This window comes from Affinirhizobium lemnae (assembly GCF_022968395.1).
In the GTDB taxonomy this organism is placed as follows: Bacteria; Pseudomonadota; Alphaproteobacteria; order Rhizobiales; family Rhizobiaceae; genus Neorhizobium; species Neorhizobium lemnae.
In genome coordinates, this window is sequence record NZ_JALJQZ010000035.1 from 1 (window position 1) to 26575 (window position 26575).

Genomic DNA, 26575 nt, shown 5'->3' on the forward strand with positions numbered 1-26575 from the left:
CGATGAGATGAAACGCGGCTAGTAGCTTCCACCCCGAGACACCCAAAAATGCGTTCACCGGACGCTCACGATGTAGCAGCACACTGGCCGCCTCGAAGAGATAAGTTCGCAGTAGGCGATCGCCCCATCGTGAGACTTGACCGACGATGTCCATTTCGCCCGATTGCTTGCGTCGCGGCGTTAGACCCAGATAGGCACTGACCTTGCCCCGTTGAAATAATCCATTTTGAATTAAGCTCTGGCCCATTGAGAGGACCAGGGAATGAAGCGCAATCGTTTTACATGTCCGTCGTCGAATGATTTGAGACTTTTGGGGCTCTGGAAGAATGGAGTTTCCGGCTCGGCTTGCGGGTTGATTTAAGCCGCTTTGGCTTGGTGGTTCAAGCGACGCTGTTTGATGGTGTCGCGTTTGATCCTTTCGCGTTCGAGCAGGATGGTCTGGCCGCGCCCGAAGTAGACGTCGGCCGGGGTGAGATTGTCGAGGCTCTCGTGGTATCGGCGATGGTTGTAGTGCTCGATGAAGGCTACGATCTGGGCTTCGAGGTCTTCTTTGAAGAAGTAGTTTTCGAGCAGGATGCGGTTCTTCAAAGTCTGATGCCAGCGTTCGATTTTCCCTTGTGTCTGCGGATGGCCGGGAGCGCCGTGAACCTGGTCGATCTTGTATGTCTCCAGCCATTCACCGAGATCGGAAGCGACGTAACACGGGCCGTTGTCGGACAGCAGGCGCGGCCGGTGTTCGACCTTGACCTTGTCGCAGCCTGGCGCTGGTGCACAGCTTCCAGGCGATGATGTAACGCGAGAAGTCGTCGAGGATGGTCGACAGATAGAACCATCCCCAGCCGATGACCTTCAAGTAGGTGAAGTCGGTTTGCCACATCTCGTTCGGCCTGACGGTCTTGTCCTTGAACTCGTCATTGGCCTTGATGACGATATAGGCTGGCGACGTGATCGGATCATGCGCCTTGAGCAGGCGTGAGAGCGAAGCCTCTGATACGAAATAGCTTTCCGTGTCCGTGAACTTTACCGCCAGCTCGCGTGGCGACAGATCGGCATGGTCGAGAGCCATGGTAATGATCCGGTCCCGGATGTCATCGGGAATGCGGTTCCAGACCCGTGACGGCGCGGACGTCCGGTCTTCCAGTCCCTCGACACCGTGGGTCTGGAACCGGTCATACCATCTGTAAAATGTTGGCCTGGGAATGCCGAGCTTGTCGAGGGTCTGCCGGACCGACAGATGTGACTGCTCGACCAGCCGGATGATTTCAAGCTTTTCGGTGGCGGGATATCTCATTCTTCGTCGCCCCCATGCCCGATCATGCTTTTTTTGAGCAGGCGGTTCTCCAGGGTGAGGTCGGCCAACGCCTCCTTCAGGTCGCGGCTCTCCTTACGCAGCGCCTTCACCTCGTCACTCGTTGCCGAACGGGAGGTATCGCCTGCAAGGCGCTTCTTGCCAGCTTCGAGGAATTCCTTCGACCAGCTGTAATACAGGCTCTCGGCGATCCCCTCGCGGCGGCAAATCGCGGCGATGCTGTCTTCGCCACGCAGGCCTTCCAGGACGATCCGGATTTTGTCCTCGGCTGAATGGTGCTTGCGCGTGGCGCGGCGGATGTCCTTGATCGTCTTCTCGGCCGCAGATGTCTGCGGCCCGGATTTCTGTCTCATCTTCGCTTCCCTTGAGTGAGCTACGATGAGCCGAAAATCCTCTCTTCTCAATTAAGCCAGTTCTGTCTCATGGGCGCTGATGTCGGACATTGATGCAGATCTTCCGCTGTGGCTCATCCTGGATGAGTTTAACAGCGATATCATAGGCCGGCCATTCTATCTGGAGCCTGAGCCTCCGCTTGGTCACTTTAGCAAGGCATTCTTTTTGCCGCTTCTGCGCGAATTTATTGCCCGCCGAAAGTCCTTTGCGGAAGTTAGCCGATCGAGATAGCGGAGTGTGGACCGCAGGGTCTCCGTTCGAGAAGACGAAGGTCCGCCCTCACACTCTCTTTTGTCAGCGGCAGCATCGTCGGGTGTTTACTGCGAAGCGACAGACCCGACTGCCCGATATCCCCGGCGGCGTTTTTGCCTCAGAAGATCAAGGAAGAGATCGACCGCGTCCTGTTCCTTTTCGAACTGATGAGTTTTCACCTGACCGTTCGTCCCAATCCGTCCCCATCGCCGGGTCAGGCATGCCTCTCCGAACAGGTTCGGGTCGATCGACATCGCGTAGAAGCGCGCCAGGTTCTTACTGGCATCCTTGCGTTCGACATAGAGGTGATAGGGTTGGGTGATCATACGACAAGAATTGCGTGACCCGCGCCCTGCGTCCAACGAGACTTATGAATCGATCGCGCGGGATCGATTCAGTTCTGTGAAGAATGGATCGCGATCAGGCTGGGCGGTCCGCCTCCGGCGCACGGCTCTATTCGCTAGCGCGAACGAAGCCCATAAGTGGTCTTCGCCGATTCCGGTGACGATCCTCCCCCAAGTGTCAGATCGGGTTGCACATTGGCTACTCCGATTGTTCCTTCCTCAAGAGATGGCCCGATCGAGCAGCCGGTTGGTGAAACCGGTTTTGCCCGACGCAGTTTTTCATGTCGTTGCGTCGGAACCAGATGGCGCGACCGCATCTAAGCGGCGGATTGCCTGCGGTAAAGACGATCTGCTCATCGGCTCGCATTCGCAGCACCTCATGCGGCTGGATCAGCGGTCTAGCAGCCAGTTGCTTGGATCGTGTTCGCGACGAGCCGCGTGCCTGATAGTTGCAGCTAACCTGGTCGATCTCGACTGTCGTCATGCCGCAGCGGCGCGATATGTATTCCGCCGTCTCCGGATCATTGATGGCAGCAAACGAAATCCAGCTCGCGCTCTCGAACCATTTGCTCGATGCGTCCCGACCACCGTATGTCTCGCGAAGTTGGCCGATGGACTGATAGATCATCGTGAGCGTGATGCCGTATTTGCGGCCGGCATCGCGCGCTGTCTCCAGGATGCGCATGTAGCCTAGCCGCGCCACCTCATCGAGAAGAAAAAGGGCACGGCCTTCGATCTGTCCATCCCGATTGTAAATCGCGTTGAGGAACGAACCGATGATGACGCGCGCCAGCCCCGCATGTGTCTCAAGCGTCTTCAAGTCGATATTGATGAACACGTCGGTCTTTCCCGACGCGATATCGTCGGTGGAAAATGCAGAGCCGGACACCAGAGCTGCGTAGTTCGGGTAGGACAGCCAATGCGTCTCCTTGATCGCATTGGCATAGACACCGCTGAATGTTTCCGGTGTCATGTTCACGAACGCGGCAACGTTCTCCTTTACGAACTCGGATTCCGAATTGTCGTAGATGTCCTGCAGCCGCTTGCGTAACTGCGGTTCCGGCTCCGACAGGTTGGCCCGCACCTGACGAAGCGTCTGTTGCTCAATTGCTGTGTGACCGGAAAGGCAGACGTCGGCGATCATCGCCGTCAGGAGCTGAAGACCGGACGCTCGAAAGAAGTCGTCGCGAACGCCGCTCGCGCGTCCACTCTCGCTCATGATCCAGGACGCAACAGCGGCTATGTCCTCTTCTTTCGTGCCACCGAACTTTCCGATCCAGGCCAGTGCGTTGAAGCCGATCCCTGGATTGCGGGGATCAAGGATCCGGATCCTTCTGCCCGCACGCTCACGATGCTGCGACACCATCGGCGCAACCTCGTTCGAAGGATCGAGCACGATCAACGAACCACCCCATTTGAGCGCGGTCGGGATTGTCACCGAGGTCGTTTTGTAACCGCCCGATCCGGCGAAGACGATGCCATGCGAGGAACCGAACGATCCGTCGAAGCAGAGCAGCGGTGACTTGCCGCCGGCGCCCCAGGTCTCGCTGTTATCGGCACGGAACGACACGGCGGCGACACCGTCGCGGTCGACGCGATACCGCTCGCCGACCACGATGCCGCCCGCGTCCGAGAAGAGCTTATCCGCTTCGGCAAGTTTCATCCAGTCGGCCTCGCCGTGCAGGGCACGCTTGCCGATGATCCGTTTTGGCGCTGTCCGGGCGAAGGCGGCGTTACCCACCACCGCCACGCGCAATGCGAAGCAGCCGGACATCAACGCAGCGGCCGCGCCAATCATGGTCGAAGGATCGAGATAGGAAAGCGCGGATTTTCCCGCACTCACTTGGGACGATAGCGCTGCAAGCCGGATGCCCTCTCGCAAGCAAGCCGTCAGAATGACGGCCGCGTTTCCGATTGCAGCACCAGCGCCTGCAGAGCGAATGTTTGCCGACCCGGCCGTTGCAAACAGGAACGTTAAGCCCAGAGCTGCGGCCGTCACGAATGGCGCCGCTACCCCTGCACGCCCCAATGCGAGCGTTGCCGCCTCGGTCTTTCCGAATCCGGAAAGCCATGTCTCCATCCCTGTCATCGCGAACACGGTCGCTACCATCATGACTGCGGGCAGAATGACGAGAACGATCCTACTCGCCTTCATTGCCGAACGCCTCCGCCCCGATCGCTGTCAGTCGAGATCGCTCACGGTCGTCGGACTGCAGCCGCTTTTGTAGGTCGATCAGGGCACCGAGCAGAAGCGCTCGCTTCTCGTAGCGAAGGCCGGCTTTGACGATCAGGCCGCCAAGCTCGATCTTGTCACGCGTGTCCTTCTTCCGGGCATCCGACGTCACGTTTCTGCTCATCCTCTCAAGCCTCAGTAGAGCTGCCCGCCGCCGCGCCAGACGCGAGCGCCTCGGACTGCCCGCCGCTCGTGCTGCTTTCCCCTGCCCCTTTCCGTCCGCTTGTGCCGGGCTTGCCTCCGCGAAAGCGTTTGCCCAGTTCCTCGAACGCCACCTGGAGCTCGGTCTCCTCGATCTCGATCTCGCCAAGGCCCGCCCGGAGCGCAATGCGACCGATACGCTCGGCCTCTCTCGTCTCCGCGTGCTTGAGCTGCTCTTGGAGTTTGGCGATTTCTTCGCGGATTTTGGAGGAAGGCTTCTTCATCTCTGGATTGTCCCCTGTTGCTGCATGACGTGGTTCACGCAGCCAGAGTCGTTCAGATCGGCGTGCCGATCTACTAACAGAAATGCGAGTAGGCGGAGCCTACGCTTTTGAGCATCATCCCGTCCGTTCGCAAGGACGGATCCGAAGGGCGCAATTATACGTCGCTGATGCGACGCTCTGCTTTTGCCCCCAGGCGGGGCCACCCGCTTCTGACGAACACATTGATTTTGTTCGATCCAAGGAACTTGCCTGGTTATGGCCGTGCCGCATTTCTCAGTCAGTATCGTTGCCCGTGGCTCGGGTCGCAGCGCCGTGCTGTCGGCGGCGTATCGGCATTGCGCGAAGATGGACTACGAGCGGGAAGCCCGCACCATCGACTACACCCGCAAGCAGGGTCTGCTGCACGAAGAGTTTGTCATCCCGGCCGATGCCCCGGAGTGGCTACAATTAATGATTGCCGATCGGTCTGTCTCCGGTGCGTCGGAAGCCTTCTGGAACAAGGTCGAAGAGTTCGAGAAGCGATCGGATGCGCAGCTCGCCAAGGACGTGACCATCGCCTTGCCGATTGAGCTCTCGGCTGAGCAGAACATCGAGCTCGTCAGGGACTTTGTGGCGCAGCACATATTGGCCCACGGGATAGTAGCCGACTGGGTGTTCCATGACGCGCCGGGCAATCCGCACATCCATCTGATGACGACGCTGCGGCCGCTGACCGAGGACGGATTCGGGTCGAAGAAGGTGGTCGTCACAGGACCAGACGGCAAGGTGCTTCGCAACGAGAGCGGCAAGATAATCTACGAACTTTGGGCTGGCGGCCTCGAAAACTTCAATGCGCTTCGCGATGGCTGGTTTGCCTGCCAGAACCGACACCTGGCGCTTGCGGGCCTCGATATCAGGATCGATGGCCGCTCCTTCGAGAAGCAGGGCATCGAGCTCACCCCAACCATTCATCTCGGCGTCGGCACGAAAGCGATCGAGAGGAAGACGGCCATTGGAGGTGGGGCGGCAGACGAGCAGGCTGCGCTCGAACGTCTGGCATTGCAGGAAGAGCGGCGGGCGGAGAATGCCCGCCGGATCCAGCGTAATCCGGAGATCGTGCTGGACCTGATCACGCGGGAAAAAAGCATGTTCGACGAACGCGATGTCGCCAAGATTCTGCATCGCTATGTCGATGATGCGGGCCTCTTCCAGAGCCTGATGGCGCGCATCCTGCAGAGCCCGCAAACTCTCCGTCTCGATCGCGAGCGGCTGAACTTTGTGACCGGGGTCCGAGCTCCGGCAAAATATACGACACGCGAGCTGATCAGGCTCGAAGCCGAGATGGCCAATCGAACAATCTGGCTGTCGCAGCGGTCGTCGCATGGCTTACGGCAGCCCGTGCTCGAGGCGACGTTCGCGCGCCACGAACGGCTGTCTGACGAACAGAAAGCCGCTATCGAACATGTCACCGGTGGTGAGCGGATTGCCGCCGTGATCGGCCGCGCTGGCGCCGGCAAGACAACGATGATGAAGGCGGCGCGTGAGGCCTGGGAAGCGGCCGGGTACCGTGTCGTCGGTGGCGCTCTTGCCGGGAAGGCTGCGGAAGGCCTTTCGAGCGAAGCGGGCATCGTCTCACGCACGCTGTCGTCCTGGGAGCTCGGCTGGAGCCAAGGGCGCGGGAAGCTCGACGACAAGACCGTCTTTGTTCTGGACGAGGCTGGCATGGTGTCGTCACGGCAGATGGCGACATTCGTCGAAGCTGTCACCAAAGCGGGCGCCAAGCTCGTCCTTGTCGGCGATCCAGAGCAGCTTCAACCGATCGAAGCGGGTGCTGCCTTCCGCGCTATTGCCGATCGTATCGGTTATGCCGAACTCGAAACAATCTATCGCCAGCGAGAGCAATGGATGCGCGACGCATCGCTCGATCTCGCACGGGGTAATGTCGGTCAAGCCATTGCGGCCTATCAGTCCAAAGATAAGATGATCGGCGCCGAGCTGAAGGCTGATGCCGTCACAAACCTCATCGCTGACTGGAACCGCGACTACGATCCCGCGAAGTCTACACTGATCCTCGCGCACCTACGCCGCGATGTGCGGATGCTGAACGAGCTTGCCCGCGCCAAGCTGATCGAGCGCGGCGTCATCGAACAGGGTTCACAGTTCAAGACTGCCGATGGAAACCGCAACTTCGCCGTCGGTGATCAGATCGTCTTTCTCAAGAACGAGGGATCGATCGGCGTCAAGAACGGCATGCTGGGCAAGGTGGTGGAAGCAGCGCCCGGTCGCATCATCGCCGAGATTGGCGAGGGTGAGCGCCTGCGCCAGGTTATCGTCGAACAACGCTTCTACAACAATGTCGATCACGGCTATGCCACCACGGTGCACAAAGCCCAAGGCGCCACTGTTGATCGGGTCAAGGTGCTGGCTTCACTCTCCCTCGATCGTCACCTGACCTATGTCGCAATGACACGCCACCGTGAGGATCTCGGTGTCTATTACGGCAGCCGATCCTTTGCCAAGGCAGGCGGTCTGGTCGAGATCCTGTCGCGCAGGAATTCCAAGGAAACGACGCTCGATTATGGCGGCGGTAGCATCTACCGCCAGGCACTCCGCTTTGCCGAGGCGCGGGGCCTTCACATCGTCAACGTTGCCAGAACCGTGGCGCGTGACCGTCTCGAATGGACGGTGCGCCAGAAACAGAAGCTCGTCGATCTCGCCGACCGGCTCGCGGCCATCGGCAATAAACTTGGCACCGGGCTCGGCTTCACGACATCGACGACCAGAACAGTTTCCAACCAGCCCAAGGAGACCAGGCCCATGGTGGCAGGGATCACGACTTTCCCCAAATCGATCGATCAGACAGTCGAAGACAAGCTCGCCGCCGACCCCGCACTCAGGACGCAGTGGGAGGAAGTCTCGATGCGATTTACCCTAGTCTACGCGCAGCCCGAAGCAGCGTTCAAGGCGGCGAATATCGATGCGATGCTGAGTGATCAGACGACCGCGGCAAAGACGCTTTCAAGGATTGCTGCGGAGCCGGAGGCCTTCGGCGCGCTCAAGGGCAAGACCGGGGTCTTCGCCAGCCGCGCTGACAAATCGGACCGCGACCGTGCGCTGAAGAATGTAGCGCCGCTCGCAGACAGTATCCGTGACTATCTTCGCCAGCGCGGCGAGGCGGAACGGCGTATCCAAGCTGAGGAACTGGCGGCTCGCAGACAGGTCGCACTGGAGATCCCCGCTCTCTCAGCCAGTGCGAAAAGCGTTCTGGAGCGGGTGCGTGACGCCATCGACCGCAACGATTTGCCCGCCGGTCTTGAATATGCGCTCGCAGACAAGCAAGTGAAGGCTGAACTCGAGGGTTTCTCCAAAGCGGTCACGGAACGCTTTGGAGAGAGGACCTTCCTGCCCCTCGCTGCCAAGGATGCCAACGGCGAGGCTTTCCAGCGCATCACATCCGGAATGAACGCCACGCAGAAGAGCGAGATCCAGCAGGCCTGGAACACAATGCGGACTGTGCAGCAACTGACGGCCCACGAACGCAGTGTGACGGCACTCAAGCAGGCCGAAGCACTGCGTCGGACGAAATCTCAGGGGCTCACCCTCAAATGAAGATGCGTCATCGACATAGAGTGCTACGGCGCATGAAACGGCTCGTCTGGTTCTATCGGATCAGCAGCGTCAGCCTTTTTACGCTTGGCCTCATTGTGCTGCTCGGAGGCCAGGGCTTCAGAATCAATCTGACGCCGAGTGAGCCGCTGGGTCTGTGGCGGATCGTCAAAGCCGATCGTCCGATCCTGGTCGGTGATCTTGTCTTCATCTGCCCGCCGGACACCGACGCGCTACGTGAGGCGCGCGCGCGTGGATATCTGCGTTTTGGCCTCTGCGCTGGTTGGGTCGCACCACTGATCAAGAGGGTTGTGGCGACATCTGGACAGGCGATCGAGATCCATGACGATGTCCGCATTGATGGTCGGCCACTTCCTCACTCGCGCGTTGCACGGACGGACGGCCAGGGGCGTGAGTTGGTGTGCTACGACGGTGGTGTCGTTCCGCCCGGAACGGTCTTCCTGCATTCCGCGTTTCCGGGATCGTTCGATAGCCGGTACTTCGGTCCACTGCCGATGGACGGGATTCTCGGATTGGCGCAGGAGGTCTGGACCTATGCGGCGTGAGCTCTTCCGAACGTGTATCCTTGTCGCGCTATCGACGAGCACTGGATGGATCGGCTGGAGCGGTAATGTGCTCCTCCTCCCGCTCGCAGCTAGCTTCCCCATGCTTTGGTCGTTGGCGCGTACGCGCCTGCAGGCAACGGCGATCTCTGCGGCCTACTTCCTCGCCGCATCGCGAGGATTGCCGCAGGGTGTGGCGAACTTCTACTCATCGGACATCTGGCCTGGCCTACTCCTTTGGCTGGTCGCCTCCTTCGCTTTCGTGGCCGTTCATGCCGCGTTCTGGAACGGTCGCAACGGATGGCAGAAGCCGCTTCGCTATCTGGCTGCTTGCGTCGTAATGGCGATCCCACCTTTCGGTATTCTGGGATGGGCGCATCCGATCACCGCCGCGGGCGCTCTATTTCCGGGCTTGGGATGGTGGGGTCTGGCAGTGATGGCAGCCGGCCTGTCCATCATGGCGACGCCTTGTCGGCCGGCTGCAGTGATAGTCATGACAGGCCTCTGGCTCTGGTCCGCCGCTGGGTGGACGCCGCTGACCCTACCTGCGTCGTGGAAAGGTGTCGACCTTGAAATGGGCGCATCGCTCGGGCGTGAGGCTGGCCTCAAGCGGCAACAGGAGCTGATTGACATTGCCCGACGTCACCCGCCGGGCACGACTGTGGTATTGCCTGAGAGCGCCCTCGGCTTCTGGACGCCCACGGTCGGCCGCGTTTGGCAGCGATCTCTCACGGATAAGGGCATTACTGTCATCGCGGGAGCGGCCGTCATCGACAGCCAAGGCTATGACAATGTGCTCGTCAAACTGTCGGCTGATGGAACCGATATTCTCTATCGGGAGCGGATGCCGGTGCCCGGATCGATGTGGCGGCCGTGGCGGGGTTGGGCTGGCGATCAAGGTGGCGCCCGGGCTCATTTCTTTGCCAATCCCGCTGTCGATGTCGGCAATCAGAGTGTGGCGCCGCTGATCTGCTACGAACAACTTCTCGTCTGGCCGGTTTTGCAATCGGCATTCCACCGCCCCGACGTTATCATGGCCGTCGGAAACGGTTGGTGGACTGCGGGGACGTCGATCATCGACATTCAGCGGGCGAGCAGCGACGCATGGGCCCGCTTGTTCGGCCTACCGCTCGTCATCTCGTTCAACATTTAAGGTTTGGAGCTCGCATGCTGGAAGCTGCGCTAATCAAGGAATGTGCCGACCCATCGTTGAAGCCGGCAATCGTCGAACAGTTCGTCCAGGCGGTCGGCTCGGAGGATCCGCTCGCCATTACCGTCAAATCTGGCGGCCGACTGATCCTCGTTCCCAAACCGAAAACGCCCGAGGAAGCCATCGCGATTGTTCGCGAGAACATCGGTGGTTCCATCGTGCGCGTGGGCTTGACCCAGATTCCTGCGGGTATCGGTCTGAAGGACGCATCGGAACTGAAGGTTGATATGGTCGACCCCTGCACAAATCTGCGAATTGGCACTGCGATGTTTGCCAAGATCCTTCGCATCGTCGCGAAATGGTATGGAAACCCGACGAGCGAAGAAGTGTTTCCGCAGCTCTTCGACGACGCGGTCCATGCGTGGCAGACCGGAAAGTTCGAGGGCGAGAGCGTGTTCCAGGCGGACGACCCAGGTGGCGCGGTCGTGCAGCGGTCAGCGATTGAGAGTGACGACGCTGCCGAGGTTGCAGACGACGGAACTGCTGAGATGCCGGACGCAGCTCCAATCAAACCCGATGACGCCGGTATGAGGATCGATCTGACAAGGATCGGGGGGCAGAAATAGCGGGCGGCACGGTGCGCGTCCCGCGGCATAAGCGCATTCTCGCCGTTCTCAGTTCGGCGGGAGAGAATAGCGGGTGAGAACAGCCTCATCGCCCTCGAGGCTAACCTCAATCACCTCGTTCAGCAGTTCCTCGCCGTCGGCAATTTCCTCGAGGATGAGTGCGAATAGGTCTCGCTGAAGTGCCGGAACGACTTGTGGCACGATGATAATCAAGCCGGCGTGGATTTCCTCGCTACTATAAAGCTTCCTGAAATCGCGGGCGTTGTTGGTGACGAAGGTGTAATCCCCCTCAACGATGCGCGGCATCAGGTCCCAGTCTTTCTCGCCACTCAAGCCGAGCCAATTTATGTGGAAGCCATCGTGGCCGTTTTCCTGAGCAACGGCCACGAGTGATGTGTGCAGGCATTCATCGATCAGGAGCTTCACGATATCAGCTGCCGGACGATGTGTTGGCGGCCTTCCGCAGCGATAGCCGCTTTGACGATTTCACGGTCGCGCCAAGATCGGAAAGCTTGCGAGGCCGACCCCGTGCCGGGTGCGCGGCCGTCCAGATCTCCGCAAGCTCGACCATACGCGAAGTGAGCGAAGGATACCCCTCGACAATCTCCTCGGTGGTCGCTCCCTGTGCCTTCATTGCGGCGACCGTCCTCACTGGAACGCGGGTCTTGTTAAAGACTGGCTCGCCGCCAAGGACACCCTTCACAGATCCGATTACGCGTTCCGCTTCACGAAGCGCCTCCGCTCGCGCAGCAAGCTGCTCCCGGGCGCGGGCAACATCGACAATCAGGTAATCGTCCGCTCGGACTGTATCGGCGTCCGGATTCTGGTCAATCGTGTCGAACAGCCGTTGGCGGCGCTCGGCCGACAGGATCGAGCCGACCCCATACCAGAGCTTGAGGCGCAGCAGGTCGTCGTCGGACAGTGCCCGTCCCTCGTCTTCCGCAAGGCGGCGGGCGATGATCCGTTTGTCGATTGCGTTGTGCACCGATTTCACGGCGATCTCGCTGACGGCAGCTGCTTCTGCAGGCGTATAGGCACGCGACATCTGAGCCATAATTATTCTCCTTGTGGAGAATATATAGCGATTTCGCTGCGCGTTGTGAAGTGGGACCTCGGTTCTCGGTAGGTTCAGAGAGAATTCCAGTCATACTGACCGGTGGAGAGCCTCGCGTACTCAGTCTGACTGGTCTGGCGTGACCAGCTCTACATGGCTGACGCCAAGGGCCTGGGCGATTTCATAGAGTGTGACGATGGAGGGGTTTCGCTTCCCTCTTTCGAGTCCGCTTAGATACTGCTGGCTGAAGCCGGAGCGCGCTTCCACATCCTCCTGTGTCAGGCCTTTTTCCCGACGGAGGCGGGCAAAATTCCGGCCGACCAGCTTGCGCATATCCATGCGCGGAAGATCAACGTTTACATACTTTAAGTTTATCAACTATAGTATGTAATTGAGATTTAAACCGATTTGCCTCCGCGGGTACCTCGGTTCGAAGAAGGTTTACATCAGTGGTCTATGGACGGTAATTGGACCGATAATGTTCAAAGCAAGTGCAGACGGGCCTGTGTCTGATACCAAACTCATATTGCGCCCACTTATCGGATTGATGAGTGATCAGCCGCCCGAAGAGATCGAGCGCCACGTCGTGCGCGAGATCGAGAAACATCGTCGTTTGCGCGATGCCGCCGTGATGCTCGAAGCAAAGGTCGATGCCGCAGCTGACCCGGAATCAGCTCGGGAGGCTAGCCAGGACTACATCGCTGCCATGATCGCCGTCCACGCGCAGCAGACGGTCGTGTCAACGCTTCTCGACATTCTGGGCTATATTCCCGACATGCCGAAATATAAGGGGCACTGACCTAGATCAGGCCGAACTCCTTGGCCATTGCGGTCGCCTGCGGCAAAGTCGTCGCGCCCAGGGCAGCCTTTGCATTGCGAATGAAGAACGCGACATTGGCATAAGTGGTGTTCTCGATGATCGCGATCGCGCGCATCGATTTGCCTTCAGCCGACCATCGCAGGCAAGTCAACTCATCCGCCTTCAATCGAATTGGAGTTCGAAAGGTTGGCTTCGCTCCCAAGCCTTCCAGCCTCGCATGCAGTTGCGCGACTGCCGAAGCCGCAAGGACCGGGTTCAACTGTTGTCCTAGGGCAAAGTCTGTATCTTCCGAAGCAAGTGTAAGCATCGCCATACGCCCGAAGCCCGCCTTGATCGGAATACTAATCCCTGAGCGGATTCCGAATTCACCGGCCTCTCCGTAAAAATTCCGGCGCTCCTTGCTCATCCTGAGCGATCCTTCGTTGGACCAGGCGAACGCTTCCAGCTGATCGCGCGCGTTTCGCACGACGGGATCGATCAACGCGTAGGACTTCTCGAAGTACCGCTGCTGCCATTCGACGTCATAGTTTGAGATCGCCGTTTGCGTTTCCGCTTGCAGATTGAGATAGGCGTATGCCCGAAAACCTGCTTCCCGACTTAGCTTCTCCAGTGTCGCCTTCACCGTGGCTTCGTCATGCGCCAAGGCGACTTGCTCGGTCAAACGCTCGAACCATTGATTCAAATCACAGCCTCCTTCGACTGAGGGTATGACTGCAGGAAGGTTGCAGTCGTGTAGGAATGCCCTTGGCAGAGGGCGCGATGGCTCCCGAACGAAGGCGAAGCACACCCATTGCGCCCGCCTAAAATTGAGTGTTAGGGGAAAGAATTTACCCACGCAAGATTGTAGTATGACATCGCAATTCAATTACATAGGCGGCGACCAAAGTGCGCCCAACTCTATTCTATTGCTGATATGAACTCGGAAAAATTATGTCTTGATCGACCAGTACGTTGAATTTGTAGCCTGGCCGAATCCTGATCGTCGGCTGCACGTTGAGATTTTTTGAGATGGTCTGCTCTGCAACACGAGCGAAGGATTCGGCGAAATTTCGCCGCGCTGCATCTGAAGCCGTATCCTGCGTGGCCAACGTCGAACTCTCCGGCATGGACATATCGATCCCCGTGCCGATGATGGCAACGAGCGCGGCAGAACCAAACGTGCGCCAGAGATGCCGATCGACCTTGTCCTTGAAACCGCCATACCCCTCGGCATCCGTGCCGGACATACCGCCGATCTGAAGTGTCGAGCCATTCGGGAAGATCAGGTCGGTCCAGACGACTAGCACGCGCTCCTGTCCGAAAGACACCTTGGAATCGTACCGGCCAAAGAGTTTCGCCCCCTGCGGGATGAGCAGCCGGTAGCCCGTGGCACTGTCATAGACATTCTGGCTGACCTGTGCCGAAATCCTGCCCGGAAGGTCTGAGTTCAGGCCGGTGATCATCGTGGCCGGGATGACAGATCCACGCTTCAATTCGTAGGGCGAGAGCTGTGGGACCACCTGGTTCGGCAGATAACCAAGATCCTTGATGTCCTGGTTGAAAAAGTCCTCCTTCGAGCTCTGACCATTCTGATCAACGTTCTGACCGAGCAGTCCTGACTTCATCGCAGCGCTGTAGAGATCGGATGCGCTGTTCGTCGTGGCATTGAGCGGTTGGCGGGTGTCGGTCCTGGTTTCGGAAGCATTCTTCTGCACCTCGGAAACATCGACCTTGAGCGGGGAATCGAGGGCCGTTGCCCGCGCCTGGAGGCTCGCCATTCTCTGACGTTGCGCCTCGCGAAGGATCTGCTCGTCCTGTTCCCGCTTGAGCCGCGCCTTCCACTCGGCTTCGGGTTCGAGCTGCGATCGCCGTTCCGTCCGGACTTCATTCTGCCGCTCTACGACGGCCTCTCTCACCGGCTCGCGTTCGACAACGACCGGCGTCGGCTGAAACACTTCGCGTTGCTCCGGCTCGCCTATGATCCCGTCCGTCACGCCTCGTTTCAGTTGATCGCCAAACGTTGTCGCCGGCGACGCGGAGGTGGTGTCGAGTTCGTTTCCACGGTTGAAGGAGAGACCGCGCCATGACAGGCCGACGATCACGACGCCGAAGAACAGAACGATGATGACGATTGCAACGATGATCGGCAGGCGATTGAGGCGCCGCATACTTTGTTGATCGTCACCATTGCCCGCCGTGCCGAGCTGGAGCGATTGAACCATGGTCTTCCCTCCCCTCAGTTTCGCTGCATGATTGAAAGCGGACTGGCCGGCGTGGCGCCGGCTGATGTCGCGGTATAGGCGCGCCCGAGCGCGATGGTCGGGGTGCTGATCCGCGCCAGGACCTGTCCGTCGAAGCTGTCGACCGACCACGCGATCTCGACGGGTTTCTGAACCTTGCCGACCTTGCCGTCGGCGATAACGGTGTATCCCCATCCCTTCAGCGCTGCCTCGAGCGCGGCGGCATACTCGGAGGTGTCCTTTTCCATCTTGAGGATCGTGGTGCCGGCCGGGCCGACCTGTTCGGCAAGACGGCTCGCCATATCGCCGGCGATCGCACTCGCGGTGGCGCCAGTGACGGCAATCGGTGTGGAGCTTGTGGTCAGCGTTTCATCCGCAGTCTGGCAACCGGCGAGGACAGAGGTGACAATTAGGGCGGCGATGGTTTTCTTCATCGGTCAGCCTCCCCGCCGGATCGTGATCTTCTGCTGACGCCAGCCAACCCCGGAGACGAGCACGGCCTTGTCGACGGCGTAGTCGACGATCATCAGGTCGTTCTTCATGCGATAGTTGACGATGCGGTTTTGCCCGCCGCTGACCACGAACAGCACTGGCGCATCCTGCCCGGAAATCGACCGGGGAAACTGGATATAGGTCTTGGCGCCATCGGAATAGACGCGCTTCGGCCGCCATGGGGCGCTACCGCTGACCGAATAAGAGAAGTTCAGCTTGTCCGGAGCGGTTCCCGGAATGCCGCCCGTCTCAAGCCGCGCATTGATATCGGCGAGTTTGGTCGACACATCCTCCGGGTACTCGAAGCCGATCCGGGCCATATACTGGCTGGGATGAGATTTGAGCTGGATATGATAGGTCCGGCGCGAGGTCGTAACGACCATCGACGTGACGAGGCCGGCCTCGGAAGGTTTGACGATCAGGTGGATCGCTTGACCGCCGGTTGCTCCCGATGTCGCGGGCTCGACTTTCCAGCGGACCGTGTCCCCGACAAGCACGTCTCGGACGATTTCGCCGCCCTGCAGCTCGATGTCGCAGACCTGAAGCGGCGAGCACACCACAGAGGGCTGGGTCTCGCCGAACAGGAATATGACTTTTCCATCGGGCCCGGTCGTGACGAGTCCTGGCGTCCCCCGCCACTTCCGCGAGATGTTGGTTCCCTTCACCTCGTTCGACGTCATGCTCTGCGCCATCGCGCAGTCCGCAAGGACGAGTCCGGCCATGCAGCCGACGGCCGCGATCAATCCTGTACTGTGCATGTGATTTCCCCTGCCCTTAAAGCTGTGCGGTCCAGTCGAAGTCCTGGACATAAAGACCGATCGGGTTGAGGCGGATGATCGCCTCGTCCTGTGGCGCGGTCAGCGCGACGGTCGCGATGCCGCGAAACCGGCGCGTGCCAGTTTCCTTGCCCTTGCGGTCGCGTTCGTATTCGGTCCAGTCGATCTGGTAGGTCTGGTTGGAGAGTGCGACGATGTTGTTGACCTCGATGGCGACGGTCGATGTTTTGGCCTTTTCGAACGGCGAGTTGCCGCGAAACCAAGCATTGATCTTCTGGGTCGAGGGGTCGGACGTCCTGAGCAGCGCGTAGGTCCGATCGATATATTGTTTCTGCACCACTGCGTCCGGCGTGATCGACTTCAGGCTGGTGATGAAGTTCCCGAGTGTCGCGCGGACAACGCGGGCATCGGCATATTCGATCTGCTGGGGGAACCCCGCTGTCACCGACGTGCCGAGCTTATCGACCTCGACGATGTAGGGCACCAACTTGACTTGTGTGCTGAGATACATGGCATAGGTGAAGCCGATCACGGCCATTGATAGTCCGAGAATGCCGACGATCCGCCATGCACGCGCTGCCTGGACATAGGATCCATATCGTTCCGTCCATTCCTGCCGCGCGGCAAGGTAAGGACTGTCGGGTGGCCGGTTTGCTGCCATCGCTTGTCGCCTTTCTGGTGATTACTTGTCGTTGCGTTCGGGCGGCGTTCTGGGTCCGCTTTGTCCCGTGCGGCTCTGGTCGAGCTTGGCGTTGGCGAGCCCCATGATCGAGCCGGCATAGGCTCCGGGCGAACCGATTGCTTTTTCCTTTGCAGCCGAGCCGGCTGCTTTCCCGGCCGACCCGATCCCGGCGCCCATGCCGCGAAGTGCTGCGCCCGCGACCGAGGATCCGGCCGCTCGTGCGGATTGTGCTGCCGCGGCTCCGGCTCCGACGGCGCCGGCGGCCAGAGACGCTGCTCCGAGCGCGAAAGATGCCGTCTGCCCACCGTGGCGGATGGCTTCCATGCCGCCAGAGACCGACGCACCTTGAACGACCCCTTGGATAATCGTTGGCACGTACATCGAGATGATAAACACCACGACTGAAATGCCGGCGATCGCCAATGTCGTGATGAACTGATCGCTATCCGCTGTCGGCGCTTGCGCCAGACCGAGAAGCACCTCGGAGCCGATTTTCGCGATCATGACCAGTGCCATGAGCTTCATGCCGACGCCGAAGGCATAGACCAGATAGCGGATGGCAAAATCCTTGGTGAAGGACGAACCGCCAAGCCCAAGCATAATCATGCCGGCAAGCAATCCGACATACATCTCCACCATCACCGCGACGAAGATTGCCGCCACCAAAGAGAAGCAAATGACGACCACGCCCATCGCAAGGACGGCGGCGATCGCCAGGGCGTTGTCCTCGAACACCCCGAACTTGGCCTGCTCTGACATTTGCGATGCCACCCGAATACCGGCATCGAACACCTCGGCAGGAGAGGCGGAGCCCCCGCCCGCGCCTATCTGGTAGAGGCTGTTGACGACGTCCCTCGCAAGCGTTGGTCCCTGGGTGAGAACGAACGCAAAGAAGCCGATAAACATGATCCGTCGGACGAGTTCAGCGAACCAGCTTTCAAGTGATGCGGCCTGTATGGCGAGCCAGACGGCTGCGATGCCGACCTCGATCCCGGCAAGGATCCAGAACAGCGACCTTGCCGCGTCCATGATCGTGGTTTCCCATCCCTTGGCGGCAGCAGAGACCTGGTTCTCAAGTTCTGTCAGGACCTGTCCCTGCTGCGCGAAGGCGGGAGTGGCAAGGATTATGCAGGCTATGCCGCCGAGTACGAAAGCCCGCTCAAGATTTCGCTTCACCATCGTGGACGCATCTCCTGACCTTTCTCGATCGGGGGCCGTTCCTTGGATGTGCCGAAGAATTTTTCACGGGTGATGCGTTGTTCCTCGCTCATCTCGCGTGATGGCGGTGCGTTCACCTTGACGAGATAGAAGGTGGCACCGGAAGCCGCCGCAGCTACGGTGGCCAGAGCCAAGACGATCAGGATGGGGCGGCTCACCAGCGTGGCTCCATCTTCTGGCCACTCGGGATCGTGGTGACGTCGGCATTGAAGAATTTCTCACGCCTGGCCTGCGCGAAATCCTTGTCTGTCTGCTCGGTCTGGAGCCACGTGCCCATCATCGTCATCTGCTGTGAAACGAGGCCACGCAGCTTCTGCATCTGGGAAACCTGCTGGGCCGCGATCTGGTGTCCGACCTGGAGGGCCTTCATCTGGCCATCGGCCGACTCAGACATCGATCGCAGAGAACTCATCGTGTCCTCCTCCGTGTCAAACTGATCCGCTGTCAGGTTTGCCGCCTTCAGCGTGCTGCCGATTGTGTCCCTGTTCGTGTCCGACCATTTTTGATACGTGCTCGAGAACGACTCGGCGTTCGGCATGTTGGCTTTGAGGTCCGCATAGCTTTTGAACCGCTGCTGGAGGAGCTCGTCTGCGTTGCCCATCGAGAAGGAGATGCTGTCCCCGTCCTTGATGATGTCGCGGAGCCGACTGAGATCGCCTTCGACCTGGCCCCAGATGTGATCAGGGAGCCGCGCCGTGTTCTGCAACATGTTCTCGTAAATCTTCATCTGGTTTTGAATCTGCTCGGCCAGTTGCGTGATCTGGGTCAGCTGGTTATCGACCTGCAGGCCGGAGCTTTTCAGAAGGTCGATGAGCTGAGCATTGTTGGCAAGCTGCGTCCATTCGGTGGCAGCGCCCGTTGCAGATCCCGCATGGGCGGAAGCAACCGGCGACAGCGCGGTTGCCGCCGCCATCGTGGCGACGATCCAGTTACTGGACGTTGAGGTGCGACGTGGCATCGTGAACTCCTCTCGATTCAAGCCAATGGGTAGGCCATTCCTGGCCGTGTTCCGCCTTCAGCGCCCGGATCCGCTTCAGGTCTTCCTTTCCGGATGCGCCGACGAAGCTCAGCGCTACCGGCCCGAGCGACATGTCGAAAAGCCGCCGTCCGTCTGGCGTGGCGACGTAGTATTCGCGCTTGGGGATGGCGCCCGAGACGATTTCGATCTGGCGCTCGTTGAACCCGATCCGCTCATAGAACTCGCGCGTTCCCGGTTCGCGCGCGGCGCCATTCGGCAAGCACATCTTGGTCGGGCAGGATTCTTTGAGCACGTCGATGATACCCGAACGCTCGGCGTCGGAGATCGATTGGGTCGCGAGCACCACAGCGCAATTGGCCTTGCGAAGCACCTTCAGCCACTCCCGGATCTTGTCGCGGAAAACGGGATGCCCGAGCATAAGCCAGGCCTCATCGAGGAGGATCAGGCTAGGCGAGCCGTCGAGCCGCTTCTCGATCCGGTGGAAGAGATAGGTGAGGACGGGCACCAGATTACGCTCGCCCATATTCATGAGCTGCTCGATCTCGAAGCACTGAAACGCTCGAAGCGTCAGGCCGTCCTCTTCCGCGTCGAGAAGCTGACCCATAGGGCCGTCGACTGTATAGTGATGGAGCGCATCCTTGATTTCGCGCATCTGCACGCCGCTCACAAAGTCCGATAGCGACTTTCCGGGCGCTGTCGCCATCAGCCCGATCTGGCGCGAGATCGCATTACGATGATCGGGCGTGATGGTGACGCCCTGCAGGGCGACGAGCATTTCGATCCACTCGGTCGCCCAGGCGCGATCGCCATCTGTTGAAAGGTCGAATAGCGGGCAGAATGCCAGCGCTCGTCCCTCCCCGTTCTGATCGCCGCCGATCTCGTAATGATCGCCGCCTGCAGCAAGCGTCAGGGGGAGGAGTGAGTTGCCCTTGTCGAAGGCAAAAATCTGGGCGAACTCATATCGGCGGAACTGCGCGGCGATAAGGGCTAGGAGCGTCGATTTGCCCGAGCCAGTTGGCCCGAATATCAGCGTATGGCCGACATCGTCGACATGTAGGTTGAGACGGAATGGCGTTGAGCCCGAAGCAACCTGCATCAGCGGCGGGGAGTTCGGCGGATAAAACGGGCACGGCGCCACCGGATTTCCCGACCATACCGAGTTGAGCGGGACGAGATCCGCCAGGTTGCTCGTATTGATCAGCGGCTCACGGACATTGGCGTACCAATTCCCCGGCAGACTTCCGAGAAAGGCATCGGTCGCGTTCAGGGTCTCGACGCGCGCACCAAACCCCTCGGCCTGGACCAGCCGACGTATGGCTTCCGCCTTTTCCTGCAGAGACTCTCGGTCCTCATCAAACAGGATGACGACAGGCGTGTAGTAGCCATAGGCGACAAGCTGGGATGATGCCTGAGCGATGGCGTCCTCGGTCTCGGCAACCATGGTCATGGCGTCTTGATCGACCGACCGGCTCTGGGTCTGGAAGAGCTGGTCGAAGAAAGGCCGCACTTTCTGCTGCCATTTCTTCCGGGTCCGTTCGAGCTTCTGGCGTGCCTCTTCTGCGTCCAGGAAGATAAAACGCGACGACCAGCGGTAGGTCAGTGGCATCAGGTCGAGATTGTTGAGGATGCCGGGCCAGCTCTCCGCCGGCAGTCCATCGATCGCGACCACGGCGAGGAACCGGTTCTCGACCTTCGGCGTCAGGCCATGTTCGAGCTGCGCCGTTGCCAGCCAGTCGAGATACATCGGGACCTCCGGCAAGCGAACCGGATGGCTTTCGCCGGTAATACAAAAGCGGACGAACTGCATGAGGTCGTCATAGCGTGCGACGCGCTCCCCTCCCCTCTCGCGGACCTCGCGGGTCAGCATGCGGGCGATCGACAGTGTGTTGGCGAGGTACTGTTCGATTTCCCGGATAGCGTTGCGGAACACGAACAGGACCGTGTCGGCATAAGACTTCGTCCTGCTCTCCTCGTCCGAATAGATGTATTTGGCTAACGCCGTCTTCTTCGACTCGAGCGGCCGGTAGGTCAGGATGATCGCGTGCTTGCTCTCGAAATGCCCCTGCTCCCGCCCGAAATGAGCACGGCGCTCGGCATCGATCGCACGGGTGACAGCGTCAGGAAAATGGCACTGGTCCGGCCCAGGATAATCGACCGTCGGTACCCGGATGGCTTCGACCTGTATCATCCAGCCCGTCCCCAGACGCGACAGGATCGCGTTGATCTGCCGCGACAGTTCATTGCGCTCAAGATCGGTGGCGCTTTCGGCGTCCGGACCCGCGAAATACCAGCCAGCCATCAGGCTGCCGTCCTTCAGGAGCAGGACGCCGTTGTCGACTAGGCCGGCGTATGGAACCAGATCAGCGAACGAGGGACCGGTCGCGCGGAATCGTTTGAGGGCAACCATCAGGACACCTCAGTATCTTCGCCACGGCGCGGCCGTTGGCCGGTAGTGGGGCTTGTAGGAAATGTGACGGGCATAGACCTGCCGCATCAGCGGATCGGATTTGGCCATCATGCGAAGCAGACCGACGATGACGATCCAGACGGCCACACCGAAGAGCGCCGAGTAGACCGTCAGGACAACGAAGATCAGGATCACGGCGGCGAGCCCGGTGATCAGCACCAGCTCGCGGTCGGCGCCCATCAGGAGGTTCGGACGCGACAGTGCGCGATGAATGCGGTTGCAGTGGAGGCTCACGATGCCCCCTCCCCCGCTTCATCATCTGAAACAACTTGCGTGACTTGATCCGTTGGCAGGCCGATCGATGCACCGGTGGCGCCAAAGAGGCCGACGATTGTCGTCGCACCGAGCAAAATTCCGGCGACCAGCACGACATAGACCAGTCTGCGAGCGAAGTCGTTGAGCTCGCCACCAAAAATCAGCATGCCTCCAGCAATGGCGACCGCGGCAAGTGCGATATAGCCCGCAACCGGACCAGTGATGGACTCCTGGATCTGCTCAAGCGGTCCTTCCCACGGAAGACTTCCTCCGGAACTCGCGAACGCGGGGGACGCAGCGGCGGCGATAGAAAGGGCCATCGCGGCAAGGGGCAGGAGTGATCTCTTATGCTGCATCGCGGTTTTCCTCTGCGTAGGGTTCTGTCTGGTACTGGCCGCCGGCAAAGCGGGTGACGTGAAGGATTTCGCTGATGCGCCGGCCCTTGGCCGTTCGTTCGATCGAGATGATCAGATCGACCGCATCTCCGATCACCGCCTGCATCGGCTGGTGACTGGCCTCGGCGGTCAGCTGCTCGAGGCGTTGAAGTGCGGAGCGAGCGCTGTTTGAGTGGATCGTTGCGACGCCTCCGGGGTGTCCGGTGTTCCAGGCCTTGAGCATGGTGAGCGCTGCGCCATCGCGGACCTCGCCGACGATGATGCGATCCGGCCGAAGGCGCATCGTGCTCTTCAGGAGACGCGACATGTCGACGGCATCGCTTGTGTGCAAGCTGACTGCATTGTCCGCGGCGCATTGGATTTCGGCTGTGTCTTCTAGGATGACGAGGCGATCGTCGGGCGAACTCGATACGATCTCCGCCAGGATTGCGTTGGTGAGGGTGGTTTTGCCCGAGCCCGTGCCACCGGCAACGAGAATGTTGAGCTTCGAGGCAATGGCGCTACGAATGACCTCAACATGCTTTGCCGTCATCACCTTGCTCGACACATAATCATCGAGAGGGATCAAGCGAGACGCGCGACGACGGATCGTAAACGATGGTCCGGAAACCACGGGTGGCAGCAATCCCTCGAAACGATGCCCACCGATTGGAAGTTCACCCGACACGATCGGGCGATCGTCGTCGACCTCGGAGTTCAGAACATGCGCGACGCTGCCGATGACGGTTTCAGCGGCCGAGCGAGTCATCTCGCCAGCTGCGGCCATTCCGTGACCGAGCCGTTCGATGAACAGACGCCCATCAGGATTGAGCATGATCTCGACCACACTCGGGTCTTCGAGCGCGACGCACAGATGATCTCCCAGAGCGTTTTGCAGCTTGCTGACGAGGCGAGGGAGTGAGCGGTTTTGGGTGCTAAGCATGATCAGGCCGCTTCCTTTTGATGGAGTGAGAAACTCGACGAATAGATGCTGGGGCGAAGTCGATCGAAGCTCACCCAGTCTGCGGGGAGTAGTCCGGCGACGCTTCTGGTCTCGTTGATCTGGGCAGGTGAGCCGAGCCGGCTCAGGGGCCAGCCTGCCCGCCGGAGGATGCGCTCAAGTCTGACATCTGTGGCCGTGACGATTTCCCGATACCCATTGAGGACGCTCCACTCGACGATACCGGCGAACATCGCGAGGGTCGCCGAGTGAAGGCCTGCCTGCTCCCGCTCGGCAGCCGCGTTAGTATCGACGCAAAACCGGGAGCTCTCGATCATGCGGTGGTGCGTAGAGAGCTGTCCTGTCTCCAGGAGTTGAGGAAATACCTGTTCGAGCATTGTGCCGCCGGTCGCCGGCAAGAGTCGGGCGCACCCAATGACTGTGTCGGAACGGTCAATGCACAGGACGTATGTCGGCTTTAGCTTGTCGAAACCGTCGATCTCGAGACCGGAGGTGCAACGAACAGTCCATGCCAGGCGACCGCGGAAAACACGGGCGCGGAGCCGGTGCATTTCGTGAATGAGACGGCTCTCAGCTTCGCTCTTCGGGTTCTTGATGGCGACGACGCGCATCGAGCAAATCTCCCTTGCGTTGGTGACGCAAGGAGGTTTGCCGGGGCTGAGAAGTTCGATCTACTGCCAAAAGTGTTAGCGAGTGATTCTGCATGCCAGCGCCTCCGACCACCTTTTTGCAAACAAAGAAGTCATCGAAGCACTAACAAAAGTGTTAGTAGCGCTGTGTTTCCAACCCAGCATTGTTCATCGCTAACCTGCCGATTCATAAACGAAATCTGCCGATTTTTTCTCCTCCGACAGCGGCAGGAGATGGCCGCGTTAACTATTGATTAACTTTAAATATCTTGCAAAACCCAATGGAATCGGTTGACCTAGCCACGGCAAATCGCTGTGTTTACGAAAATTACCGTGTGTACGAGAGGACGTCGTGGAGAATCCCGCTCAGCTTCAGAAAGCTATCCATAAACTGATAGCCGCCCATGCGCGAGATCTGTCGGGGGCGCTTCACGAACATCGTGTGAAGTTGTACCCGCCTGAGGCTCGAAAGACGCTTCGTTCGTTCTCGTCAACCGAGGCCGCAAAGCTGATTGGAATCAACGACGGCTATCTCCGCCACTTGTCCATTGAAGGAAAAGGACCCCAGCCTGAAATCGGGAACAACAATCGCCGATCCTATTCGGTCGAGACGATCCAGGCTCTCCGCGAGTATCTCGATGAGAACGGAAAGGGCGATCGACGATATTCACCTCGCCGGAGCGGACGCGAACACCTTCAGGTTATAACTGCCGTCAATTTCAAGGGTGGCTCCGGCAAGACGACAACCGCCGCCCATCTCGCTCAATTCCTGGCTTTGAACGGATATCGAGTGCTTGCGATTGATCTTGATCCGCAGGCGAGTATGTCCGCGCTCCACGGTTTCCAACCTGAGTTTGATGTCAAGGACAACGAGACGCTCTATGGCGCGGTGCGCTACGACAGTGAACGACGCCCGTTGAAGGGGGTCATCAAGAAAACCTACTTCACCAATCTAGATCTCGTGCCGGGTAATTTGGAGCTCATGGAGTTTGAGCACGATACCGCGAAGGTTTTGGGCTCGAATGATCGCAAGAACATCTTCTTCACGCGCATGGACGAAGCAATCTCGTCAGTGGCCGATGACTACGACGTCGTTGTGGTGGATTGCCCCCCCCAGCTGGGCTTCCTGACGATATCGGCACTTTGTGCCGCGACAGCTGTTCTCGTGACTGTGCACCCGCAGATGTTGGATGTCATGTCGATGTGTCAGTTCCTGCTGATGACTTCGGAGCTCTTGAGCGTCGTCGCGGACGCAGGTGGCAGCATGAATTACGACTGGATGCGCTATCTTGTGACCCGCTACGAGCCTGGCGATGGCCCGCAAAACCAAATGGTCTCGTTCATGCGAACGATGTTCGGCGACCACGTTCTCAATCACCCGATGCTCAAGAGCACCGCGATTTCCGACGCTGGGATCACCAAACAGACCCTGTACGAGGTTAGCCGCGATCAGTTTACGAGAGCAACATATGACCGAGCGATGGAATCGCTCGACAACGTAAACAATGAAATCGAGCAGTTGATCCAGTCGTCATGGGGGCGAAAATAATGTCAACCTTGACCAATGTGACCTGCGCATCTGCAGAAAGTTGCCAGCCGGAAACTTCGCGCTCAATCGCCTGGAAACCATAGGTGACTTGGCAATTGAAGCTGAGAAGAGAGGGACAAAAAATGGCTAGGAAACACCTTCTTTCCGATCTTGCGGGACCCAAGGCACAGAGTGCTGGCGAGGGTGAAGCTACGGTTCAGGATCCAGTCACGCCTCAATATGCACCTCGTGGAGCAATCGGTGCTGTTTCTCGTTCGATTGAGCTTTTGAAGTCTCAGTCGCTTACCGATCTTGACCCGGATCTCATTGATTCTCCGTCTGTGATTGATCGGCTTGACGAAGATGGCGAGCAGTTCAAGGAATTTGCGCGCAACATCCGGGAGAACGGGCAGCAAGTTCCAATTCTCGTCCGCCCTCACCCGTCCATCGCTGGACGCTATCAAATCGCCTACGGACGTCGGCGCCTTCGTGCAGTCAAGGCTGCTGGGCTTAAAGTGAAAGCGGCTGTCAGGACGATGACGGACGATGAGCTTGTTTTGGCTCAAGGCCAAGAGAACAGCGCTCGCCAGGATCTCTCTTTCATCGAACGCGCGCTTTACGCGGCCGAACTCGAAGCAAAGGGGTTTCAACGGCCGGTGATTATGGCTGCCCTTGCGGTCGACAAAAGCAATCTGTCTCGCTTGATCCAAGCGGCTACCCAGTTGCCGGCCGATATTATCCGTGGCATTGGCGCGGCCCCGAAGACGGGCCGCGACAGGTGGGGTGAACTGGGTACCCGGCTGAGCAAGGATGACGCCGCGGATAGGGCTCGAGCGCTGCTGTCCGATGAGGAAGTGAAAGCCCTCCCCTCTGACGAACGTTTCGCGCGGATTTTTGAGCTTGCCGCGCCCAAAAAGGTCAAGAAAGAGAAATCCGCTGCGACGACTTGGCAGGCTGATGACGGCGTAAAGGCCGCAAGCTTCCGCCAGGACAAGCGCACACTGACATTGATAATCGACAAAAAGGCTGCCCCAGAATTCGGGGACTACCTGATGTCGATGCTCCCGGAAATCTACGCCTCGTTCAAGAAAACGAAGCAGTAGTTCGGACCCAACGAGGAAAGGATCGTTAGAGCAAAGAAAAAGCCCTCCGAAACGGTGTTCCAGAAGGCCTCTCTCAGTTTGGTCGCTTAGAGAATCGCACTTCCCGGAATCACAGTCAAGAGTCAGCGCCACACTGGC

27 protein-coding genes and 3 pseudogenes are annotated in these 26575 nt (G+C 59.2%); 8 read left to right on the top strand and 22 right to left on the bottom strand.

Annotated features, from left to right (window positions below):
• Both MUU53_RS17680 and MUU53_RS17685 read right to left on the bottom strand, forming a co-directional pair.
• Window positions 1-202 (bottom strand): annotated as a pseudogene (locus MUU53_RS17680) (transposase); the annotation flags it as partial.
• Between the two features lie 155 nt (window positions 203-357).
• Window positions 358-1662, bottom strand: a pseudogene (locus MUU53_RS17685) (IS3 family transposase).
• 88 nt (window positions 1663-1750) lie between these two features.
• Between MUU53_RS17685 and MUU53_RS17690 the strand changes: the two are divergent.
• Window positions 1751-1933 (top strand): annotated as a pseudogene (locus tag MUU53_RS17690) (hypothetical protein); the annotation flags it as partial.
• A gap of 86 nt (window positions 1934-2019) precedes the next feature.
• On the opposite strand, the gene MUU53_RS17695 reads toward MUU53_RS17690, so the two are convergent.
• The 4 genes from MUU53_RS17695 to traC all read right to left on the bottom strand — a co-directional run bounded on the left by MUU53_RS17695 (window position 2020) and on the right by traC (window position 4956).
• Window positions 2020-2280, bottom strand: a complete 261-nt coding sequence (locus MUU53_RS17695; protein WP_247262061.1) for a WGR domain-containing protein — start codon at window positions 2278-2280, stop codon at window positions 2020-2022.
• Window positions 2281-2497: 217 nt separating this feature from the next.
• Complete coding sequence (gene traG / locus MUU53_RS17700) at window positions 2498-4453, bottom strand: Ti-type conjugative transfer system protein TraG (RefSeq protein WP_247262062.1); 1956 nt, start codon at window positions 4451-4453, stop codon at window positions 2498-2500.
• Window positions 4440-4655, bottom strand: a complete 216-nt coding sequence (traD, locus tag MUU53_RS17705) for a type IV conjugative transfer system coupling protein TraD (protein WP_247262063.1) — start codon at window positions 4653-4655, stop codon at window positions 4440-4442. The genes traG and traD overlap by 14 nt, the downstream gene beginning before the upstream one ends.
• A 4-nt stretch (window positions 4656-4659) precedes the next feature.
• Window positions 4660-4956, bottom strand: a complete 297-nt coding sequence (gene traC / locus MUU53_RS17710; RefSeq protein ID WP_247262064.1) for a conjugal transfer protein TraC — start codon at window positions 4954-4956, stop codon at window positions 4660-4662.
• Window positions 4957-5211: 255 nt separating this feature from the next.
• Here traC and traA point away from each other — a divergent pair, with 255 nt between their 5' ends.
• The 4 genes from traA to MUU53_RS17730 are packed head-to-tail and all read left to right on the top strand — an operon-like array spanning window position 5212 to window position 10880.
• Window positions 5212-8544 carry a Ti-type conjugative transfer relaxase TraA gene (traA, locus tag MUU53_RS17715; protein WP_247262065.1) on the top strand — a complete coding sequence of 1111 codons (3333 nt, stop codon included), beginning with the start codon at window positions 5212-5214 and terminating at the stop codon, window positions 8542-8544.
• A 32-nt stretch (window positions 8545-8576) separates the two neighbouring features.
• A complete protein-coding gene (gene traF / locus MUU53_RS17720) occupies window positions 8577-9107 on the top strand; it encodes a conjugative transfer signal peptidase TraF (RefSeq protein ID WP_247262066.1) in 531 nt (176 codons plus the stop codon).
• Window positions 9097-10257 (top strand): conjugal transfer protein TraB, encoded by a 1161-nt coding sequence (locus MUU53_RS17725; RefSeq protein ID WP_247262067.1) that lies wholly within the window; start codon window positions 9097-9099, stop codon window positions 10255-10257. Before traF ends, MUU53_RS17725 begins: the two co-directional genes overlap by 11 nt.
• A gap of 14 nt (window positions 10258-10271) precedes the next feature.
• Complete coding sequence (locus tag MUU53_RS17730) at window positions 10272-10880, top strand: TraH family protein (RefSeq protein ID WP_247262068.1); 609 nt, start codon at window positions 10272-10274, stop codon at window positions 10878-10880.
• 48 nt (window positions 10881-10928) lie between these two features.
• On the opposite strand, the gene MUU53_RS17735 is transcribed toward MUU53_RS17730, so the two are convergent.
• From MUU53_RS17735 to MUU53_RS17745, 3 genes are all read right to left on the bottom strand, one after another.
• Window positions 10929-11306, bottom strand: a complete 378-nt coding sequence (locus MUU53_RS17735) for a DUF5615 family PIN-like protein (RefSeq protein ID WP_247262069.1) — start codon at window positions 11304-11306, stop codon at window positions 10929-10931.
• Window positions 11307-11310: 4 nt separating this feature from the next.
• Window positions 11311-11934 carry a DUF433 domain-containing protein gene (locus MUU53_RS17740; RefSeq protein WP_247262070.1) on the bottom strand — a complete coding sequence of 208 codons (624 nt, stop codon included), beginning with the start codon at window positions 11932-11934 and terminating at the stop codon, window positions 11311-11313.
• A 120-nt stretch (window positions 11935-12054) separates the two neighbouring features.
• The gene (locus tag MUU53_RS17745; protein ID WP_037094170.1) at window positions 12055-12273 is read right to left on the bottom strand and encodes a helix-turn-helix domain-containing protein; all 219 of its coding nucleotides are present in this window, start codon (window positions 12271-12273) and stop codon (window positions 12055-12057) included.
• Window positions 12274-12412: 139 nt separating this feature from the next.
• On the opposite strand from MUU53_RS17745, the gene MUU53_RS17750 reads away from it, so the two are divergent.
• Window positions 12413-12733, top strand: coding sequence for a transcriptional repressor TraM (locus tag MUU53_RS17750; RefSeq protein WP_281435179.1), 321 nt, complete (start codon window positions 12413-12415; stop codon window positions 12731-12733).
• A 1-nt stretch (window position 12734) separates the two neighbouring features.
• Here the strand turns inward: MUU53_RS17750 and MUU53_RS17755 are convergent, their stop codons facing one another.
• From MUU53_RS17755 to traI, 13 genes are all read right to left on the bottom strand, one after another.
• Window positions 12735-13436 (bottom strand): autoinducer binding domain-containing protein, encoded by a 702-nt coding sequence (locus MUU53_RS17755; RefSeq protein ID WP_247262072.1) that lies wholly within the window; start codon window positions 13434-13436, stop codon window positions 12735-12737.
• Window positions 13437-13656: 220 nt separating this feature from the next.
• The gene (gene trbI, locus MUU53_RS17760; RefSeq protein WP_247262073.1) at window positions 13657-14955 is read right to left on the bottom strand and encodes an IncP-type conjugal transfer protein TrbI; all 1299 of its coding nucleotides are present in this window, start codon (window positions 14953-14955) and stop codon (window positions 13657-13659) included.
• 14 nt (window positions 14956-14969) lie between these two features.
• Complete coding sequence (gene trbH, locus MUU53_RS17765; RefSeq protein WP_247262074.1) at window positions 14970-15407, bottom strand: conjugal transfer protein TrbH; 438 nt, start codon at window positions 15405-15407, stop codon at window positions 14970-14972.
• Between the two features lie 3 nt (window positions 15408-15410).
• Window positions 15411-16223, bottom strand: coding sequence for a P-type conjugative transfer protein TrbG (gene trbG, locus MUU53_RS17770; RefSeq protein WP_247262075.1), 813 nt, complete (start codon window positions 16221-16223; stop codon window positions 15411-15413).
• 16 nt (window positions 16224-16239) lie between these two features.
• Window positions 16240-16902 (bottom strand): conjugal transfer protein TrbF, encoded by a 663-nt coding sequence (locus MUU53_RS17775; protein WP_062428114.1) that lies wholly within the window; start codon window positions 16900-16902, stop codon window positions 16240-16242.
• A gap of 21 nt (window positions 16903-16923) precedes the next feature.
• A complete protein-coding gene (gene trbL / locus MUU53_RS17780; protein ID WP_247262076.1) occupies window positions 16924-18102 on the bottom strand; it encodes a P-type conjugative transfer protein TrbL in 1179 nt (392 codons plus the stop codon).
• Window positions 18096-18299, bottom strand: coding sequence for an entry exclusion protein TrbK (gene trbK / locus MUU53_RS17785; RefSeq protein ID WP_247262077.1), 204 nt, complete (start codon window positions 18297-18299; stop codon window positions 18096-18098). The genes trbL and trbK overlap by 7 nt, the downstream gene beginning before the upstream one ends.
• The gene (gene trbJ, locus MUU53_RS17790) at window positions 18296-19099 is read right to left on the bottom strand and encodes a P-type conjugative transfer protein TrbJ (protein WP_247262078.1); all 804 of its coding nucleotides are present in this window, start codon (window positions 19097-19099) and stop codon (window positions 18296-18298) included. Before trbJ ends, trbK begins: the two co-directional genes overlap by 4 nt.
• The gene (locus MUU53_RS17795) at window positions 19071-21527 is read right to left on the bottom strand and encodes a conjugal transfer protein TrbE (protein WP_247262079.1); all 2457 of its coding nucleotides are present in this window, start codon (window positions 21525-21527) and stop codon (window positions 19071-19073) included. Before MUU53_RS17795 ends, trbJ begins: the two co-directional genes overlap by 29 nt.
• Window positions 21528-21536: 9 nt before the next feature.
• The gene (locus MUU53_RS17800) at window positions 21537-21821 is read right to left on the bottom strand and encodes a conjugal transfer protein TrbD (RefSeq protein ID WP_247262080.1); all 285 of its coding nucleotides are present in this window, start codon (window positions 21819-21821) and stop codon (window positions 21537-21539) included.
• Window positions 21818-22198: a TrbC/VirB2 family protein gene (locus MUU53_RS17805; RefSeq protein WP_247262081.1), complete on the bottom strand. Its 381-nt coding sequence runs from the start codon at window positions 22196-22198 to the stop codon at window positions 21818-21820. The genes MUU53_RS17800 and MUU53_RS17805 overlap by 4 nt, the downstream gene beginning before the upstream one ends.
• Window positions 22188-23159 carry a P-type conjugative transfer ATPase TrbB gene (trbB, locus tag MUU53_RS17810; protein ID WP_247262082.1) on the bottom strand — a complete coding sequence of 324 codons (972 nt, stop codon included), beginning with the start codon at window positions 23157-23159 and terminating at the stop codon, window positions 22188-22190. Before trbB ends, MUU53_RS17805 begins: the two co-directional genes overlap by 11 nt.
• A gap of 2 nt (window positions 23160-23161) precedes the next feature.
• Window positions 23162-23788, bottom strand: coding sequence for an acyl-homoserine-lactone synthase (gene traI, locus MUU53_RS17815; RefSeq protein WP_247262083.1), 627 nt, complete (start codon window positions 23786-23788; stop codon window positions 23162-23164).
• A 370-nt stretch (window positions 23789-24158) separates the two neighbouring features.
• Between traI and repA the strand changes: the two genes are divergently transcribed.
• Both repA and repB read left to right on the top strand, forming a co-directional pair.
• Window positions 24159-25355 carry a plasmid partitioning protein RepA gene (gene repA / locus MUU53_RS17820; protein WP_247262084.1) on the top strand — a complete coding sequence of 399 codons (1197 nt, stop codon included), beginning with the start codon at window positions 24159-24161 and terminating at the stop codon, window positions 25353-25355.
• A 122-nt stretch (window positions 25356-25477) separates the two neighbouring features.
• Window positions 25478-26437 carry a plasmid partitioning protein RepB gene (repB, locus tag MUU53_RS17825; protein WP_247262085.1) on the top strand — a complete coding sequence of 320 codons (960 nt, stop codon included), beginning with the start codon at window positions 25478-25480 and terminating at the stop codon, window positions 26435-26437.
• The last annotated feature ends 138 nt before the right edge of the window (window positions 26438-26575 follow it).

Coding starts and splice junctions, on each gene's coding strand:
- MUU53_RS17695 (WP_247262061.1), bottom strand. CDS start 2,280: ATGATCACCCAACCCTATCACCTCTATGTCGAACGCAAGGATGCCAGT.
- traG (WP_247262062.1), bottom strand. CDS start 4,453: ATGAAGGCGAGTAGGATCGTTCTCGTCATTCTGCCCGCAGTCATGATG.
- traD (WP_247262063.1), bottom strand. CDS start 4,655: ATGAGCAGAAACGTGACGTCGGATGCCCGGAAGAAGGACACGCGTGAC.
- traC (WP_247262064.1), bottom strand. CDS start 4,956: ATGAAGAAGCCTTCCTCCAAAATCCGCGAAGAAATCGCCAAACTCCAA.
- traA (WP_247262065.1), top strand. CDS start 5,212: ATGGCCGTGCCGCATTTCTCAGTCAGTATCGTTGCCCGTGGCTCGGGT.
- traF (WP_247262066.1), top strand. CDS start 8,577: ATGAAACGGCTCGTCTGGTTCTATCGGATCAGCAGCGTCAGCCTTTTT.
- MUU53_RS17725 (WP_247262067.1), top strand. CDS start 9,097: ATGCGGCGTGAGCTCTTCCGAACGTGTATCCTTGTCGCGCTATCGACG.
- MUU53_RS17730 (WP_247262068.1), top strand. CDS start 10,272: ATGCTGGAAGCTGCGCTAATCAAGGAATGTGCCGACCCATCGTTGAAG.
- MUU53_RS17740 (WP_247262070.1), bottom strand. CDS start 11,934: ATGGCTCAGATGTCGCGTGCCTATACGCCTGCAGAAGCAGCTGCCGTC.
- MUU53_RS17745 (WP_037094170.1), bottom strand. CDS start 12,273: ATGGATATGCGCAAGCTGGTCGGCCGGAATTTTGCCCGCCTCCGTCGG.
- MUU53_RS17750 (WP_281435179.1), top strand. CDS start 12,413: ATGTTCAAAGCAAGTGCAGACGGGCCTGTGTCTGATACCAAACTCATA.
- trbI (WP_247262073.1), bottom strand. CDS start 14,955: ATGGTTCAATCGCTCCAGCTCGGCACGGCGGGCAATGGTGACGATCAA.
- trbH (WP_247262074.1), bottom strand. CDS start 15,407: ATGAAGAAAACCATCGCCGCCCTAATTGTCACCTCTGTCCTCGCCGGT.
- trbG (WP_247262075.1), bottom strand. CDS start 16,223: ATGCACAGTACAGGATTGATCGCGGCCGTCGGCTGCATGGCCGGACTC.
- MUU53_RS17775 (WP_062428114.1), bottom strand. CDS start 16,902: ATGGCAGCAAACCGGCCACCCGACAGTCCTTACCTTGCCGCGCGGCAG.
- trbL (WP_247262076.1), bottom strand. CDS start 18,102: ATGGTGAAGCGAAATCTTGAGCGGGCTTTCGTACTCGGCGGCATAGCC.
- trbJ (WP_247262078.1), bottom strand. CDS start 19,099: ATGCCACGTCGCACCTCAACGTCCAGTAACTGGATCGTCGCCACGATG.
- MUU53_RS17795 (WP_247262079.1), bottom strand. CDS start 21,527: ATGGTTGCCCTCAAACGATTCCGCGCGACCGGTCCCTCGTTCGCTGAT.
- MUU53_RS17805 (WP_247262081.1), bottom strand. CDS start 22,198: ATGCAGCATAAGAGATCACTCCTGCCCCTTGCCGCGATGGCCCTTTCT.
- trbB (WP_247262082.1), bottom strand. CDS start 23,159: ATGCTTAGCACCCAAAACCGCTCACTCCCTCGCCTCGTCAGCAAGCTG.
- traI (WP_247262083.1), bottom strand. CDS start 23,788: ATGCGCGTCGTCGCCATCAAGAACCCGAAGAGCGAAGCTGAGAGCCGT.
- repB (WP_247262085.1), top strand. CDS start 25,478: ATGGCTAGGAAACACCTTCTTTCCGATCTTGCGGGACCCAAGGCACAG.